The sequence below is a fragment of the Desulfomonilaceae bacterium genome (assembly GCA_041662605.1).
Lineage (GTDB): Bacteria > Desulfobacterota > Desulfomonilia > Desulfomonilales > Desulfomonilaceae > CAJBEZ01.
Map to the genome: position 1 here is coordinate 102,137 of JBAZSD010000001.1, position 16,438 is coordinate 118,574.

At 46.7% G+C, this 16,438-nt stretch carries 12 protein-coding genes; 11 read left to right on the forward strand and 1 reads right to left on the reverse strand.

Going from position 1 to position 16,438, the window contains the following annotated elements:
- The 3 genes from WC647_00410 to WC647_00420 all read left to right on the forward strand — a co-directional run bounded on the left by WC647_00410 (nt 1) and on the right by WC647_00420 (nt 2,054).
- Entirely contained in the window at nt 1-453 is a 453-nt protein-coding gene (locus WC647_00410; protein MFA6220752.1) for an RpiB/LacA/LacB family sugar-phosphate isomerase, read from the forward strand.
- Between the two features lie 2 nt (nt 454-455).
- Complete coding sequence (gene tal, locus WC647_00415) at nt 456-1,607, forward strand: transaldolase (protein MFA6220753.1); 1,152 nt, start codon at nt 456-458, stop codon at nt 1,605-1,607.
- Nucleotides 1,608-1,694: 87 nt separating this feature from the next.
- Nucleotides 1,695-2,054 carry a hypothetical protein gene (locus WC647_00420; protein ID MFA6220754.1) on the forward strand — a complete coding sequence of 120 codons (360 nt, stop codon included), beginning with the start codon at nt 1,695-1,697 and terminating at the stop codon, nt 2,052-2,054.
- Nucleotides 2,055-2,151: 97 nt separating this feature from the next.
- Here WC647_00420 and WC647_00425 read toward each other — a convergent pair whose 3' ends face one another.
- Nucleotides 2,152-2,391, reverse strand: a complete 240-nt coding sequence (locus WC647_00425) for a hypothetical protein (GenBank protein ID MFA6220755.1) — start codon at nt 2,389-2,391, stop codon at nt 2,152-2,154.
- A gap of 489 nt (nt 2,392-2,880) precedes the next feature.
- On the opposite strand from WC647_00425, the gene WC647_00430 reads away from it, so the two are divergent.
- The 8 genes from WC647_00430 to fdhF all read left to right on the forward strand — a co-directional run bounded on the left by WC647_00430 (nt 2,881) and on the right by fdhF (nt 16,423).
- Entirely contained in the window at nt 2,881-4,653 is a 1,773-nt protein-coding gene (locus tag WC647_00430; GenBank protein MFA6220756.1) for a sigma 54-interacting transcriptional regulator, read from the forward strand.
- Nucleotides 4,654-4,974: 321 nt separating this feature from the next.
- Nucleotides 4,975-5,871, forward strand: a complete 897-nt coding sequence (locus tag WC647_00435) for a HAMP domain-containing sensor histidine kinase (protein ID MFA6220757.1) — start codon at nt 4,975-4,977, stop codon at nt 5,869-5,871.
- Between the two features lie 1,002 nt (nt 5,872-6,873).
- Complete coding sequence (locus tag WC647_00440) at nt 6,874-7,059, forward strand: hypothetical protein (GenBank protein ID MFA6220758.1); 186 nt, start codon at nt 6,874-6,876, stop codon at nt 7,057-7,059.
- 161 nt (nt 7,060-7,220) lie between these two features.
- Nucleotides 7,221-8,468, forward strand: a complete 1,248-nt coding sequence (locus WC647_00445) for an HD domain-containing phosphohydrolase (protein MFA6220759.1) — start codon at nt 7,221-7,223, stop codon at nt 8,466-8,468.
- A gap of 592 nt (nt 8,469-9,060) precedes the next feature.
- Nucleotides 9,061-9,342 (forward strand): hypothetical protein, encoded by a 282-nt coding sequence (locus tag WC647_00450; GenBank protein ID MFA6220760.1) that lies wholly within the window; start codon nt 9,061-9,063, stop codon nt 9,340-9,342.
- Between the two features lie 12 nt (nt 9,343-9,354).
- A complete protein-coding gene (locus tag WC647_00455; GenBank protein MFA6220761.1) occupies nt 9,355-10,866 on the forward strand; it encodes an efflux RND transporter periplasmic adaptor subunit in 1,512 nt (503 codons plus the stop codon).
- Nucleotides 10,867-10,875: 9 nt separating this feature from the next.
- Nucleotides 10,876-14,076, forward strand: coding sequence for a CusA/CzcA family heavy metal efflux RND transporter (locus tag WC647_00460; GenBank protein MFA6220762.1), 3,201 nt, complete (start codon nt 10,876-10,878; stop codon nt 14,074-14,076).
- A 307-nt stretch (nt 14,077-14,383) separates the two neighbouring features.
- Nucleotides 14,384-16,423 carry a formate dehydrogenase subunit alpha gene (gene fdhF, locus WC647_00465; protein ID MFA6220763.1) on the forward strand — a complete coding sequence of 680 codons (2,040 nt, stop codon included), beginning with the start codon at nt 14,384-14,386 and terminating at the stop codon, nt 16,421-16,423.
- Nucleotides 16,424-16,438: the final 15 nt, after the last annotated feature.

The window sequence follows — 16,438 nt, forward strand, 5'->3', positions numbered from 1 at the left end:
ATGTTGAAAATTGGTGTAGCAGCGGATCATGGCGGCTTCCTGCTTAAGGTCGAACTTATGGAAACTCTCAAATCCGATGGCCACACAGTCGTGGATTTTGGAGCGTTCTCCCTGCAAGAAAATGACGATTATCCCGATTTCATCATTCCACTCGCTAAAGCCATCTCCGACGGAGATGTCGATAGGGGCATAGCAATCTGCGGTAGTGGCGTGGGCGCCTGTATAGCCGCCAATAAAACGCCGGGGGTTAGAGCGGCGTTGATCAACGACACTTTCTCCGCACACCAGGGAGTTGAGGACGACAACATGAACCTTATCTGCCTCGGTGGTCGAGTTGTAGGGCTATCCTTGGCGCGGGAACTCATTCAACGCTTTCTTGAAGCTGAATTTAGTGGAGCCCAGCGTCATCTCAGACGCCTGGCTAAGGTCGAAACCCTGGAAAGGAGGTTGTAAAAATGAAGATCAATCCTCTGGTGAAAATTCAGGAATTTGGTCAGAGTATCTGGCTGGATTTTATCCGCAGGGACATGCTGGTCTCAGGGGAACTCAAACGACTCATCGATGAGGATGGACTGAGAGGAATGACCTCGAATCCCGCCATATTCGAAAAAGCCATCACGGAAACACCTGATTATGTTTCCGCCATCCGCGGCTTAGTCCTTGAGGGAAAAAATACGGAAGCGATTTATCAGAATCTGGCCATTGATGATATTGGGCTTGCCGCTGATGTTCTGCACACAGTGTTTTCGAAAACCGATGGGCGTGACGGATTTGTCAGTATAGAGGTGTCACCACATCTGGCAAGAGACACTGACGGAACGATTAATGAGGCCCGTTATTGGTGGACTGTTTTGAACAGGCCAAATGTTCTTGTCAAGGTCCCAGCTACGAAGGAAGGGCTTGTCGCCATTGAACAGCTTATAAGCGAAGGCATTAACATCAATGTGACGCTTCTTTTCGGCCTGGAACGGTACAGCGCGGTGGCCGAAGCATATATACGAGGCCTGGAAAAGCGCCTCGAAATGGGTTTACCTCTGGATAAGGTCTCATCGGTCGCTAGCTTTTTCCTGAGTCGGATAGATGTATTGGCGGATCCGGCCCTGGAAATGATCGTGAAAAAAGGTGGCGCCAGCGCCGCAACCGCGGCTTCATTACGGGGTGAGACGGCAATCGCCAGCGCAAAAGTCGCATATCAGATTTATAAAGGTATTTTTTACAGTAAGCGGTTTCGGAGCCTGGCTCAAAAAGGGGCTAAGACTCAGCGTGTGCTTTGGGCCAGCACTAGCTCAAAAGATCCATCCTATAGTGACGTGAAGTATGTAGAGCCTCTAATAGGACCGGACACGGTAAATACACTTCCAATGGAGACACTCAATGCGTATCGAGACCATGGGAATCCCGCTTCTCGTCTAGAAGACGATGCGGAAAAAGCCAAAAATGTTTTGAAAACTCTTGAGGAATTGGGCATCGACTTGCCCCAACTTACCCAGCGACTGGAAGATGAAGGAGTTGATAAATTTATCAAGCCTTTTGATAAACTCATGGATAACCTGGACAAGAGACGCAAAGACATCCTGGTCGAGTCAGCGGGCTCACAACCCCAATAGTCACTTCCGGAACTGTCCAGTGAATTAATTTCGGTTTGCGCCTCGCATTCTTCGCGATTAGAATTTATAATAATTTTGGAGGTTGTAATGAAATGTGACAAGTGTAGTCAGAATATCGAAGATGGCGAGGAACGAGAGTTTAACGATCAAAAACTCTGTGACGACTGCTACATGGATGCTCTTTCCCCCACCAGAACTTGTGACCCCTGGGCGGTCTACACAGCTAAATCCATATCGGAAAAAAACAGTGGACCCCTTCAATTAAATGAAATTCAAACCAAAATCCTCAGTGTTTTGGAAGAAACCGGAGGAGTTGAATTTCCAGTTCTAGTTGAGAAAATAGGAACAGACGGCAAAGTAGTCGAACGAGAATTTGCGGCCTTACGCCACATTGAAAAAGTGAGAGCCGAAATGAGGGGGGACAAAAAGTTCATGCGATTGTGGTAATTCGTAAATCAAGGCGCCAAAGAATATATGAGTTCGGCTTATTAGCTCTATCGAACCCGACTGAACCATTTCACAAGGACTTTTTTCACGATAGGGGTCAATCGAGAGCGATTATAAGCGGCCGCGGCCTGTTTGATCGCTTCAGCCTTGGTAGAATGAGGGTGGATGGGAGCTGAAAGGGTTTTTGGTCCAAATCTGCCAACCATTGTAAAGTAATTTCATTGATCATATCTCCCGCGTCACTGATCACGATTGTAGCGCCCAGGATAAGGTCCGCCCCTTCCTTGACGTGTATCTTGACGAACCCTTCTGCTCCATAGAGGACGGCCCGATCCACCTCGGAAAAATTCCTGATCTACGTGTTGATTAGTAAGCCGTTTCCTGTTCTGAAAGGTTTAGACGAACATTTTAGTTGTTAGACAACGTTTTATAATGTTAGATTATCGCCTGGAAAACTTCATAACATCATTTAGTTTTAGTAATGCCGCAACTGGTCGGGTCGGAGGGGAACCCTTGAAGCGCATTGGAATCTAGGTTTATCGGCTTGGTCAGATGAGTTGTCTCAGATGTGATTTCGAGCCCTTGTCGTACTTTTGATTTCTTTTATAGTGGCTATCGATAATGGCCGAAAAGGCCCAAGAATTGCAGACTGTTCACCCTTTACAGCCACGTTTACACTGGTTGATCCGCAAAATAAAAGAATCGGAAGAGATCGCCTGGTCACCCAGACCAAGGAGAATCTTCTACCACAAGCTGGTTATTCTAATCCAGCCCGGTAAAGAGAGAGCAAATTCATAATTGCTGGATTGCAAAAGAGGGATAACAGATGGACCGTGTAAAACGCGTCCTGATAGTTGATGACGACCCAAGGAACAGAAATCTCATCACCAATTTTCTGGAGGCGATCGGCCATTCTGCGGAATCAGCGGCTGATGGCTTTGAAGCGCTTGAAAAGTTGAAATCCGGGTTCGATCTCGTTCTTTTGGATGTCATGATGCCGGGCATAGATGGGTTCGAAGTGGCCCGCCGTATAAGGAAAAACGACCAATTCGGCGACATTCCTATCCTTATGGTGACAGTGCTCGATGATAAAGAAAGCCGGCTTCGCGCTGTAGAGGCTGGAGTCAATGATTTCGTCGCCAAGCCTATCGATCGGCTGGAACTTAGCGTCCGCCTGGAATCTCTCCTTAAAATGAAGGAAGCTCAAGACGAGATCAAGCGCCATAGGGCCGAACTCGAGGCAACAGTTGAAAGACGCACGTCTGATCTTCTGGAAAGTGAGAGAAGATTCAAAACATTGTTTGAGGCTGCTCAAGACTGCATATTCATAAAAGACCAAGATCTTAGATACATCGATGTAAACGCCGCTTCCGTCGATCTCCTACAGATGAGCCGTTCCGAAATCATCGGAAAAACCGACGAGGAATTATTCGGGGTCGGCTATGGTTTGTCATCAGAGGACAGAGAGTCCAGAGTACTGCAAGGACAAACGATAGAAAGCCAGGAGAGTTTCGTATGGAAATCGCAGCCTATAACATTGGACTTTATCCGATTTCCTCTTCGGGATTCGTCTGGAAAAATGTCAGGCATTTGCGGAATTGCCAGAGAATTGCGCAATACCCCTTCGACTCTCTGCGGCGAACCTCCAAACGCCGCAGAATATCAATCTGAAGCTATGCGCTCTACCCTTGCAAAAGCTGATATCGCCGCAGAAACATCCAGTATAATACTCTTGACCGGAGAGACAGGTAGTGGCAAAGACCACCTCGCCCGCTACATACATGATCGATCATCCCGAAGCGGCGGCCCATTTTATTCCGTCAACTGCGCCGCCATCCCCGAAGAATTAGCTGAATCTGAACTTTTTGGGCATGAGGCGGGCGCATACACTGGAGCGGTACGCAAAAAACGAGGAATGCTTGAATTGGCTGAGGGGGGAACGCTCCTCCTCAATGAGATAGGAGAGTTGTCTCCTCTGATGCAAGCTAAATTACTGACTTTTTTGGACACATTCTCGTTCACCCGGGTGGGAGGAGAAAAAAATATCACCGTCAACACAAGACCTATAGCGGCTACCAACCGGAAACTCTCTAATGAAGTCGCTGAGGGTCGTTTCCGTAAAGATCTTTTCTATAGGCTTAATGTCCTGAGTATAAATGTGCCGTCACTTCGTGAAAGACAACAAGATATACAGACAATCGCAAATCAGATTCTTGTCTGTCTCTGTAATGACATGCAGTTTCCATCTGTCCCCAAAATAAATTTCGACGCTATGAATGTTCTATGCTCGTACTCCTGGCCCGGGAACGTTAGGGAGTTGCGTAACGTCCTGGAACGCGCTCTTATCATATCGAGGGGCAATACTATCCGTATCGGTCACTTGGGCATTACAGACACGACATTGCCTACGGCTCGGGAAAGACCTGGTGTTCTATCGGGACGCTCACTTTATGATGTTATTGGAGATACGGAAAGATTCCTTATTGAGGATGCCCTCGTTCGCGCTAACGGCAAAAAACATGAAGCTGCGCGGCTTCTTGGTATATCTAGATTCGCCCTGGTTAGACACATGATCAAATTAGGCCTGATCGAGCGATAAAGCTCATCGATGTTATTTGTAGAGCGTTATCGCACACCAAATAACATATTAATATTAGTTGCAATTTAGCTCGCCTGTTAATTTACGAGCGATACCGCTCTTTTTTCACTGTTTTGGACACGTGACAGAGTCATGAATTCCCGCTAACGGGACAACTTTACAACAACAAATTATGTAAGACTTACAATTCGTTAAATCTCTGACGCCAACCTGTGGCGCCATTTGTGCTGATTCTTACCTTTGGACTAGTTTCCAGGAAACTTTCATTAAAATGCCGGAGCATTTTGATTGAGCGCCTAAGAGAAACAATATGGATGATGTATGGGCATTGCATTGTCTGCTGGGGAACAGAATATGGATGAAAAATCGGCTGAATCGATGCGTCTTGCCGAGGAGCTAAACAAGGCCTTAGCTCTGGTGGCTCAAATGAGAGCCCACGCAGAATCTGCGAAAATAGCCAGGAGTGAATTCCTCTCGAACATGAGTCACGAGTTGCGCACACCACTCAACGTGATCATTGGTTTCTCAGAACTGTTAAGAGAGAAGTGTCGCTGCAATTTAAACGAGGAGCAGCTAGATTACGTAAGAGAGATTTATGTCGCTGGACTCCATTTGCTTCAATTGGTCGATGACATACTGGACCTCGCAAAAGTCCGATCACGTCAGATAGACTTGACAATCACATCTGTGAACCTGAATAAATTGATGGAAAGTTGTCTGACTGAGACGAGGAATAGGACCATTGGGAGAGGCGTTTCCCTGGAATTGGAAATATCGGACGATCTCTTTCAGCAAGAAATACTGGCGGACCGCTACAGATTGAAACAGATTCTGATGAATCTGCTTTCGAACGCAGTAAAATTTACTCCAAATGGCGGACGTGTTCTGCTCAAAGCCCAAAAAATTGAAGAGGCGATTCAAATTGATGTTTTCGACACTGGGATCGGGATAAAGTGTGACGACAAATTCCGGGTCTTTGAAGAATTTGAGCAGATTGACTCAACTCTGTCGCGCCGGGCGCAGGGAACCGGCGTCGGCCTGGCTCTGGTTCGCCGGCTTGTTGAGCTTCAGGGGGGACACATTTGGGTTGAGAGCGATGGTGAAAACAAGGGTAGCGTGTTCACATTTGTCATCCCCTTTCTGGCGCCAAGCAAGCCGAAAAAGGTCCACGCCCAACAAGGCCCAATTGTCTCACAGGCTCAACAAGCTCTGGCGTAATAGAATTACTCTTCATCTTCCGCTTCCTCTTTCCGAAGACTTCACTACATATATGGCCGCTGCTGTGAAACGGTCGCGCTTCTTTGGACTACAAATTTGGGGCCGTAGAGGGATTTTGTAAACCTCATGACCTCACATTGGTCTTTTCCGCAAACGCCATGTGGATTGTTGAGCGATAACGCTCAAACATGTTTTTATCGCGAGCGTTATCGCTCAACAATAATCACATGATATTGTATGGCCTTCAGTCATTCCAATCATCAGCGAGCGATAACGCTCAAATTCCACAAACCCTTGGCCTGTCTTCCCCGTGCGGTATCCCAATTTCGTCTTCATGGCTACTTCCCTGATTTAATTGGTCATATCTCCTGACTTTGTCCGAGAGTTAAAATCTGGCGCCATTAATGCTTGGTGTCGGTTATGCGAACCCAGGATAATAACCAGGCAATGGAAGCTGATTACCGAGGTTTTATTCACGTAAGAAGACCTGAAACCGAGGGTCTTGTACACGTGAGTATGCCACCCGAGGATTCCACGACAGGGGCTCTGGTGTATTCCTGGCTCGAGGAAAAAAAGGGGGGGGATCCCCCTTCCACGCAATCGTTGGTTTGTTTACTCCAGCGTTGTCATGGGGTTTAGGATTGGTTGAATGGTTTTCATCGGGGGGCTAATAAATTATTAAACCCGAGGCGCTATGTTCAGGATTTTCTGAATTGTATATATTGATAATTTGTTCACATTGTTGGTTCTTTGATTGATTTCTTTTTGATGTCGTTAATTCCTTATTAGACCTGAACATATTTTGTATCGCGCCTCTAAGATCAAATAAACCTACCCTCTTTTTCCTTGTTTCTGGATGGTCGATGTCGACCATCCTTTTTTTTACCTGGAAACGAAACTCCATCTTACGAAACGCATCTTGTTTGTATAGGGCGGATTTGGTGTTGTACGCAGGAAATTATTTGCTTTACTCATTTATGAGACTTCGAGGAGGTGAGTTAAATGGCAGAAATCTATAGAAAAGAATCGGAGGCCGGATCAGGCGGTGAAGTTAAAAAAAGCGCTATTGGTGATAAACCGTGCGCAGAGATAAAAGATCCTGTTAGAAAGACTTTTTGTCGGGTTTGCCAGGTTCCTGTTGTTGGGGAAGCCCCGTTTTGCAAGGATCATGAACCGCCAGTTCCATAATGAGAAGAATAGCCATTCGAAAAGAAGGTTGGTTGTTACGGCCTGCAACTGGTCGACAGGACTCTGTTCCCAACCTTCTTTACCAATCCCGACAAATCAATTTAAAAGATTTATATATTCTAAAAATCAAGTATATTTGAGTCGTTCTTTCGGGGTTTAACATGCATCGGGATATAAATGTAAATTTGTTGAACTTGGTATTGTCTTTGTCCGATGCCTTGGACCTTGCTGGTCCCGAGATTTCTCAACATCAGATTCGAACTGCGTTCATCGTCTGGGAACTGGGGCGCACCGCCAACATGCGGTCTGAACTCCTGGAACAACTGTTTATCTCCGCTTTGTTCCATGACATAGGCGCGTTATCACCAGATGAAAAGATAGCCATTCATAAGGATAAGGTTGCAGATCTGGAAGCTCATTGCATTCGCGGGCAGCGTCTCCTTGAAATTGTGCCAATGTTCAGGCCATGCGCAGGCATTGTCAGATTTCACCATCGAGTGTGGCCTGATTGGGATAAGCCAATAGAAACGGATCTGGTTCTACAATCCCAGATACTTTGTATAGCGGACAGACTTGAACGGTTTATCGATCGAGACATATACATTTTACATCAAAACGAAGATCTTATTTCAAGGATATCGTCTCTTTCAAATGAACAAATCAGCCCCGTAGTGATTGATTTGTTGAAGTCCGTCGCTGTCAGGGAGGACTTCTGGCTTGATATCGCATCGCCAAGACTTTACGCAATTTTACTGCGCAATGCGCCGTGTAGAGGGGTAGAGATTGAACTTGATCAGCTTATAGTGATATCCGAGTTCGTAAGAAACTTGATCGATTTCCGATCTGAATTTACGATCACGCATTCCGCAGGCGTATCTGCGGCGGCCTCCGCGATTGCTGATTTGTTCGGGCTCACAGAACTGGAAATTGAGCTAATGAAAGTCGCCGGAAATCTGCATGATTTAGGGAAAGTGGCCATCCCAAACGCCATCCTGGAAAAACCGGACAAGCTTACGGACGAAGAATTTGCAGTGATGCGACAACACACGTATCTTACCCATACTGTCCTCAGTAGTATAGGCGGAATACAACAGATTACGGAGTGGGGGGCTTTCCATCACGAGAAGCTCGACGGTGCCGGTTATCCTTTCCATCTAGACGCTAAAAAGATTAATACTGGATCTCGAATAGTGGCGGTTGCGGACATTTTCACAGCTCTCGCTGAAGACCGCCCTTACAGAAAAGGCATGAATAAAGAGGGGGTCATGTCAGTATTGAAAGATTGGGGAGCCAAAAACCTTTTGGATAAGAATATCGTCAGCCTCGTTGATGGTCACTATGAACAGATTCATTGGCTGACAAGTGAGGCGCAAAAGAAAGCTAACGACACTTATCGTCAAATCTACTGATGTTGACAAATATTCCAGGAAACATTAGGTTCCTTTTGCCTGACCTGTGATATTTGATATCGTTCGAGCCGGAAATTCAATCTTTAGAGGATCATCGTTGAAAAAGACGTTAATGGTATGGATGATCATTGCAGTCTATCAGATCTCGGTCTGCCTAGGTGTATCATTAGCGAGTTGCTGTTTACATGAGTCCTGCAACGTGGATAACGAAACAGCGGGCCATGTACACGCCCATCCCAGAATACATTTCGCCGCTCATCTCTTTTCCCATTTCTCACAGGTAGATTCTCAGGTCGCCTCAAAAAACCATATGCGCAGTTGCGCCTCTTCACATCCAGACGGTTCGACTCAAGATTCCTGTGTAATCGAATCACAACCAACGAATTTCAGATTATTGCCTAACAATCAATTTACCTTTATTTGGACACAAAGTTGTCTCCCATTCGCATCGCGCCCCATAGGATCTTCTTCGTTAAATACCTCATATCAAACAAATCTTTCTGAAGAATCCACGCTTTCTGTCGTTCTCCTGATCTGAGATTTTTTCCACCGTTTCAACAACAAATCACATTTTAGGGGAGTTTGACACGATATGAAAACACTGTTGTGTGTTTTGATCGCGATATCCGCATTCATCCCATCATTCGAACGAGCCGAAGCGGGAGGCGATCATAGGGCTTCAATAGACCAAAAATGGAGAAACGTCGAAAGATGGCGTAAAGCGGAGGACCTCAAACATAGGGAGCTTTTGAATGAAGCGTCCCGTGTTCTAAAATCCGAGGGTGATCGGGTTCTTGACCGATCTAAATTAAGCCCCTACGGAGCATTTTCCGGCAATGATCATAGTTCTTCATCCTTTCCGATGAAGTGGTAGAGGGATCTGACAATGGATAGGAAACAATTCTGGGCCCTGGGATCAGTCGTATTGGTCGGAGTCTTGGTCTCTATCGGTATATTATTTTCCGGCAGAGGGGTTTCGAGTTCAATCGATTCACATGGGCATGAAAATGAACATGATCATGACGAGGAATCTCCCAAGGGCCCGCATGGAGGAAAATTACTGAGCAGAGGTCCCTTTGAACTTGAACTCGTAATTTATGAAAAAGGTGGGCCTACACATTTCCGGATCTATCCTTCAATCGGTCATAAACCGTTGGATCCGACACAGATCGCCGCCTCTGTAGAAATAAAACGCATTGGTGACAGAATATCTAACTTTGAATTCAAACCTCTACAGGATTTTCTAATTTGTGAACAGGAACTGGATGAGCCTCATTCCTTTGAGGTCAAAGTGTCGGCTCAATGGAACGGTGAAAGGTTCGATTGGGAATTCGCCCAATACGAGGGGCGTCTGACAATACCTTCCGAAATAATCGACAAGATGTCTGTCCAGGCTACGGAAGCGGGCCCCAAGAATCTGGAAACTTATATGGCGCTTCCAGGAGAAATCGCTCTGAACACGGATAAGGTGTCCAGAATAGTTCCCAGAGTTTCCGGATTAATTCTCGACACAACAAAAAACCTCGGAGACACCGTAAGCAAAGATGAGATCATAGCGATAATAGACAGCAGAGAGCTTGGCGAGGCCAAAAGCGCATACCTTGTGGCGCTTGAGCGTGAAAAACTCGCAAGATACAACTTTGAAAGATCTCAGCAGCTTTGGAAAAAGGAGACAGTGCCGGAAAAAGAGTTCTTGACTGCGAAAAAGACCTATTTGGAAGAAAAGATAGGACTCACAGCGGCGACACGTAAATTGTTCGCTATGGGCCTTAAAGAGCAGGAAATTTTGGACCTGGAAAAAGGCTCTCTTTCTGAACTCACGCATTATCCGATTCGGGCGGCGTTTGAAGGGACGGTTGTTAAAAAGCGACTATCAAAAGGCGAATGGCTTAAAGATGACTCGGAAATATTCGTTATTGCAGATCTTTCTACAGTTTGGGTGGAAATTAGCGTTTACCCCAATGATCTCGAACGTGTCCACATCGGGCAAAAAGCTGTAGTCAAATCAGCGTCATCCAATTTGGAGTCAACAGGGGAAGTTTCCTATGTCGGGTCAGTGGTAGGAGAAGACAGTCGCACCGCAAAAGCAAGAGTTGTAATTTCAAATACAGAAGGCAAGTGGCGGCCCGGTTTGTTTGTCAAGGTAAAGTTACTGACCGATCAGTCTGATGTCCCTGTCGCAGTAAAAGCGGAGGCTATTCACAGCTTTCAAAATCGCTCCGTCGTTTTCGTCAAATATGGCGCCCAGTTTGAGGCCCGACCGTTGGACCTGGGACGGACTGACGGTCAATACACGGAAGTGATCAAAGGGCTCTCGGCGGGAGAGAATTACGTATTCCGCAATAGCTTCATCCTCAAATCAGAACTTGGGAAAGCCGGTATGTCTCATCAACACTAGGACGTCTTCATGATTGCAGAAATTCTAAAATTTTCGATCAAACATCGCTGGATCATGCTTGCCTTTACTTCTGTGATGGCATGTGTGGGAGTATACAATCTTTTCCGATTAAATATCGACGCTGTTCCGGATATCACCAACGTACAAGTACAAGTCACGGCCCAAGGTAAGGGTCTCTCGGCCCTGGAGATAGAGCAGAGAATAACCTATCCCTTGGAGACAGGCATGGCCGGTTTGCCTAGCCTGGTGAAAACCCGCTCGTTATCTCAATACGGCATAGCTTTGATCACCGTGATTTTCGAGGACGGGACTGACGTCTATTTTGCGAGACGCCTGGTAAGTGAACGGATTCAGGAAGTTAGAGGCAAGCTCCCTCCGGGTGTCGAACCAATGATGGGCCCAATCTCTACAGGTTTGGGCGAGATCTTTATGTGGACAGTTGAGGCCAACCCATCAGCGACAAAAGCAGACGGTAGTTCTTATACTCTGACTGATCTACGAACAATTCAGGACTGGATCATTCGTCCCCAGCTAAGAAATACTCATGGAGTAACTGAAATAAATACAATAGGCGGTTTTGAAAAACAGTTTCATGTTACCCCGGATCCTTACAAATTAATCTCAAATGGCTTGACTTTTTCGGACGTTACCAGGGCTTTGAGGTCGAACAACGAAAACATTGGAGCTGGTTACATAGAGAGTGAGGCAGGGCAGTGGCTGGTAAGGGTACCAGGCCAAGTGTCCGGACTCGAAGACATAGGTAATATTATAGTCAAAAATGTCAGGGGCGTCCCTATTTTGATTAAGGATGTATCCGAAGTTCATTTGGGGAAGGAACTCCGAACGGGCGCGGCCACAAAGGACGGACAGGAAACAGTTCTAGGGACTGTATTCATGCTGATGGGAGAAAATAGCAGGGTCGTGGCTCAGCGAGTCCAGCAAAAGCTTGAAGAAATAAATAAAACTCTTCCTGATGGTGTGTATGCGCGTCCGGTTTATAATCGAACTACACTCGTAGACAAGACTATAGACACCGTTAAAAAAAGCCTGACTGAAGGAGCTGCTCTTGTCATTGTTGTGCTGTTTCTTTTTTTGGGAAATGTGCGGGCCGCTCTGATCACGGCATCGGTCATACCGCTTTCAATGTTGTTCACCGCAACCGGTATGGTTCAAAGCAAATTGAGCGCAAATCTGATGAGTCTTGGAGCCATAGATTTTGGAATCATTGTTGACGGAGCAGTTGTAATAGTTGAAAACTGCGCCCGGAAATTAACCGAAGCCCAACAGAATGCGACTCGCCTTCTTTCCAACAAAGAAAGAATCAGCATTATCTGGGAAGCGTCACAGGAAGTCAGAAAACCGATGTTATTCGGGGAAATCATCATAATGGTGGTTTATCTGCCGATTCTTAGCTTGACCGGGGTGGAAGGCAAGATGTTCACTCCTATGGCGTTGACAGTGTTGCTCGCCCTGACAGGAGCGTTAATACTTTCATTCACTTATGTGCCAGCCGCTGTTTCGATATTTCTTTCAGGTAAAAAGGTTGATAAAGAGAACATACTGAGCCGTTGGGCAAAGATCATTTATCTTCCATTAATCAAATTCGCCCTCAAATATCGTATCACAGTCGTCATGTCGGCTTTTACGCTCGTTTTTGTCAGCGGCCTCGCCGCTACCCAGATGGGGAGGGAATTTATCCCAAGCCTGGACGAGGGTGACATCGCCATTCATAGTCTTCGTGTTCCCGAAACAAGTTTGTCCCAGGCTATTCAACTTCAATCGTTAATATCCACAGCCATTATCGAGAATTTCCCGCAGGTTGAAACGATCGTCGGTCGATCCGGAACGTCGGAAATAGCCACAGAACCTCATCCACCAAGCATTGGGGATAAAACGATAATTCTTAAACCTCGTTCCCAATGGCCGGATCCCCTGCTTCCCAAATTAGAACTGGTCAAACAGATGGAAGAGGTCACTAATAGACTGCCGGGGAGCAATCTGGAGTTCAGCCAGCCCATTCGAATGCGCTTTAACCACTTGTTGGCCGGAGTTATGAGCGATGTGGCGATCAAGGTTTTTGGTGACGACATGGGCGTAATGCTTGAAAAGGCGGAAGAAGCCTCCAAGGAACTCAAAGAGATCAAGGGAGCCTCACATGTCAGGGTAGAGCCTGTGACGGGTTTGCCGATACTTACTGTCACAATGAAAAGACCTGAGATGGCCAGATACGGGCTGAACGCATCCGATGTTCAGGATATAGTGGAAATTGCAATCGGTGGAAAAGAAGCCGGCTTGGTCTTTGAGGGAGACCGGCGATTCAACATTGTAGTTAGACTGCCTGAAGATTTGAGAACTAATGTGGATGAACTCAAGCGGTTACCTATACCATTGCCCCGCCAGGAAATGAATGCTGGATCCTTGACAGGATCAGTTGTGATTCCGGAAGAAACCAAGTCACGATACTTTGTCACTTTAGATTCGGTCGCCGAAATTGCTATCGTGAAAGGCCCCAATCAGATTAGCAGGGAAGACGGGAAACGAAGAGTTGTGGTCACGGCTAACGTTAGAGACCGGGATCTTGGATCATTCGTTGAGGAGTCCCAAAAGGAAATCGCCAAAACTGTAAAGCTGCCGCCCGGTTATTGGATCACTTGGGGAGGCGAGTTTGAACAGCTTATTTCAGCCGCCAAACGTTTGGAGATAGTGGTTCCTGTGTCGTTGTTTTTTGTTTTTGCCCTTCTACTTAGCGCACTTGGTTCCGTTAAATATGCATTAATGGTTTTCACAGGGGTTCCTCTAGCCTTGACAGGAGGATTGGCCGGCCTATGGATAAGGGATATCCCTTTTTCAATTTCTGCGGCTGTCGGTTTCATTGCGCTCTCAGGGGTAGCCGTCCTGAATGGACTCGTGATGATCACATTTATAAACAAGCTCCGAGATGAGGGGGTTGGGGTTGAAGAAGCCATTATTAAGGGCGCAGTCACAAGACTCAGACCTGTGTTAATGACGGCGTTAGTCGCATCACTTGGCTTCGTGCCCATGGCAATTGCTTCAGGAACTGGAGCGGAGGTACAAAGACCACTTGCGACTGTAGTGATTGGCGGGTTGGTTTCGAGTACGGTATTGACCCTGCTGGTCTTGCCGGCCCTATACGGACTTGTGGAAAATTGGTCCGCTTCAAAAAATTCTCTTATATCATCAAAAACTTAATCCGAGGGAAATGATCCTAAATTGTTTGTCCATTCTTTGGGGCGCCTCAATATTCGTCCAAACGCATGGCTTGCGGAATTGTTGTCGGAACATCCCCTGGTTTAGAGCCAATTCCGCAAGCTGACACATCTGATTCTCAAAGTTAACAATTTCCGGGTGGAATTTTTCTTTTACTCTGCTTGACTCCTGAGATAGTTTATGTCAATCTTGACATAAGACACTAACTTAGCGACAATTCTCTGTTATATAAGCAGCTTGAAACTACTAAGGTCTTAAGAACTCGACATTTTCCCTAGTAGGTGGAGCAATGGATTACAAACTCGTCAGGACAACCTGTCCATACTGTGGGTGCGGCTGCGAGATGATGCTCGAAGTCGCGAATGGTAAACTCATCGGGACAATTCCGTCGAAAAACAGCCCTATGAATCAGGGGAAGCTTTGCATCAAGGGTTGGACTGCTCATGAATTTGTTCACAGCCCTGAAAGGCTGACAACACCACTGATACGTAAAGATGGCCTTTTAACAGAGGTCTCGTGGGATGAGGCGCTCGATTACACCGCCACCAGGCTTGCCGAAATCCGGGATACTCATGGAGGCGATAGCCTGGCTTTTTTGACCTCGGCCCGCTGCACAAACGAAGAGAATTACCTGATGCAGAAACTCTGTAGGGCCGGTTTTGGGACTAACCATGTAGATCACTGCGCCCGTCTTTGACACGCTCCCACAGTGGCAGGTCTTGCCGCTGCTTTCGGGAGTGGAGCGATGACCAACTCAATACCAGAAATCGAGGACGCTAACTGCGTATTTCTGATTGGCTCAAACACCACAGAAGCCCATCCACTCGTTTCTCACAGGGTTTTCCGCGCCAAATTGAATGGCGCTACATTGATTGTGGTCGACCCGAGAAAAATCCAACTGACTTTGCAAGCCGATATCCATATAAGGATAAGATTTGGAACTGATGTCGCTTTTATTAACGGTCTGATGAGCGCCATCATCGCTAACAACTGGCATAATCAGAGCTTTGTGGATGAACGAACGGAAGGGTTTGAAGGACTGAGGGAACATCTCAAGAAATATCCATTGGAAAAAGCTTCCGAGATTTGTGGAGTACCGGTAGAAGACATGGTAAGAGTCGCTAAAATTTACGCGACATCTGAACGTTCTACGATACTTTATACCCTTGGTATTACAGAGCATTCACATGGCGTAGACAACGTCAAATCTTTAGGCAACCTAGCTATGCTGACCGGCCAGATTGGTCGACCATCCACAGGCGTCAATCCGCTCAGAGGACAAAATAACGTCCAGGGAGCATGCGACATGGGTGGACTGCCAAATGTCTATCCCGGATATCAGGTGGTAACTGACGACACTGTCCGATCAAAATTCGAGAGCGCATGGAACGCCAAATTATCGAATAAGGTTGGTTATACAATCCCCGAGATGATGGACCGTTTGCTGGATGGCTCAGTAAAGGCCATGTTCATCCTGGGCGAAAACTCTGTAATGAGCGACCCGGACACGCATCATGTTCGTCATGCTCTAAGTTCCGCCGAATTTCTTGTGGTTCAGGATATCTTTAGAACTGAGACGGCTGAGCTTGCTCATGTGGTACTCCCTGGGGCTTGTTGGGCAGAGAAGGATGGCACATTTTCGAACACGGAAAGAAAAATGCAACGGGTAAGAAAGGCTGTTGATCCACCTGAGGGCGCTATCCCCGACTGGAAAGTTATTTGCGAGTTAGGAACTCGCCTCGGGGTTTCAATGTCATACTATTCCCCTGAAGAGATTTACGATGAAATGACCAGCCTGTCTCCCGCATTCGCTGGAATCAATTATCAGAGACTCGAAGCCGGCGGAATCCAGTGGCCCTGTCCATCACCCGATCATAAGGGGACACCTTTTCTCCATCAGGGCAGGTTCACACGGGGTAAAGGACTATTCCATGTAATTGACTATCGGCCAAACGAGGAGTTGCCTGACGCTGATTTCCCTTTTCTGTTGACCACAGGTCGACGCTTCGCTCACTATCACACTCGGACAATGACAGGCAGGTGCCCGTCTCTTCATAAGGAATTTCCAACACCCCGGGCTCAGATTAATTATCTGGATGCGGAAAGATTTGGGCTTAAAGAAGGGGACGTAGTTAAGATCACATCTAGACGTGGTGATCTTACCACCCCTGTTCAACCCGGAGACATAGTGCCTGAAGGCGCAATCTTCATGGATTTTCATTTCAGGGAAGCGAACCCAAACGTCTTGTTGGGCACATCTCTGGATCCTGTTTCCAAAACTCCAGACTACAAGGTCTGCGCAGTCAAACTTGAAAAGGCTTCACGTTAGGAAACGCATGTCCAC

Bases quoted from the DNA above. Each gene is read 5' to 3' on its own strand.
- WC647_00410 (MFA6220752.1), top strand. From the start codon at position 1: ATGTTGAAAATTGGTGTAGCAGCGGATCATGGCGGCTTCCTGCTTAAG.
- tal (MFA6220753.1), top strand. From the start codon at position 456: ATGAAGATCAATCCTCTGGTGAAAATTCAGGAATTTGGTCAGAGTATC.
- WC647_00420 (MFA6220754.1), top strand. From the start codon at position 1,695: ATGAAATGTGACAAGTGTAGTCAGAATATCGAAGATGGCGAGGAACGA.
- WC647_00430 (MFA6220756.1), top strand. From the start codon at position 2,881: ATGGACCGTGTAAAACGCGTCCTGATAGTTGATGACGACCCAAGGAAC.
- WC647_00435 (MFA6220757.1), top strand. From the start codon at position 4,975: ATGGGCATTGCATTGTCTGCTGGGGAACAGAATATGGATGAAAAATCG.
- WC647_00440 (MFA6220758.1), top strand. From the start codon at position 6,874: ATGGCAGAAATCTATAGAAAAGAATCGGAGGCCGGATCAGGCGGTGAA.
- WC647_00445 (MFA6220759.1), top strand. From the start codon at position 7,221: ATGCATCGGGATATAAATGTAAATTTGTTGAACTTGGTATTGTCTTTG.
- WC647_00450 (MFA6220760.1), top strand. From the start codon at position 9,061: ATGAAAACACTGTTGTGTGTTTTGATCGCGATATCCGCATTCATCCCA.
- WC647_00455 (MFA6220761.1), top strand. From the start codon at position 9,355: ATGGATAGGAAACAATTCTGGGCCCTGGGATCAGTCGTATTGGTCGGA.
- WC647_00460 (MFA6220762.1), top strand. From the start codon at position 10,876: ATGATTGCAGAAATTCTAAAATTTTCGATCAAACATCGCTGGATCATG.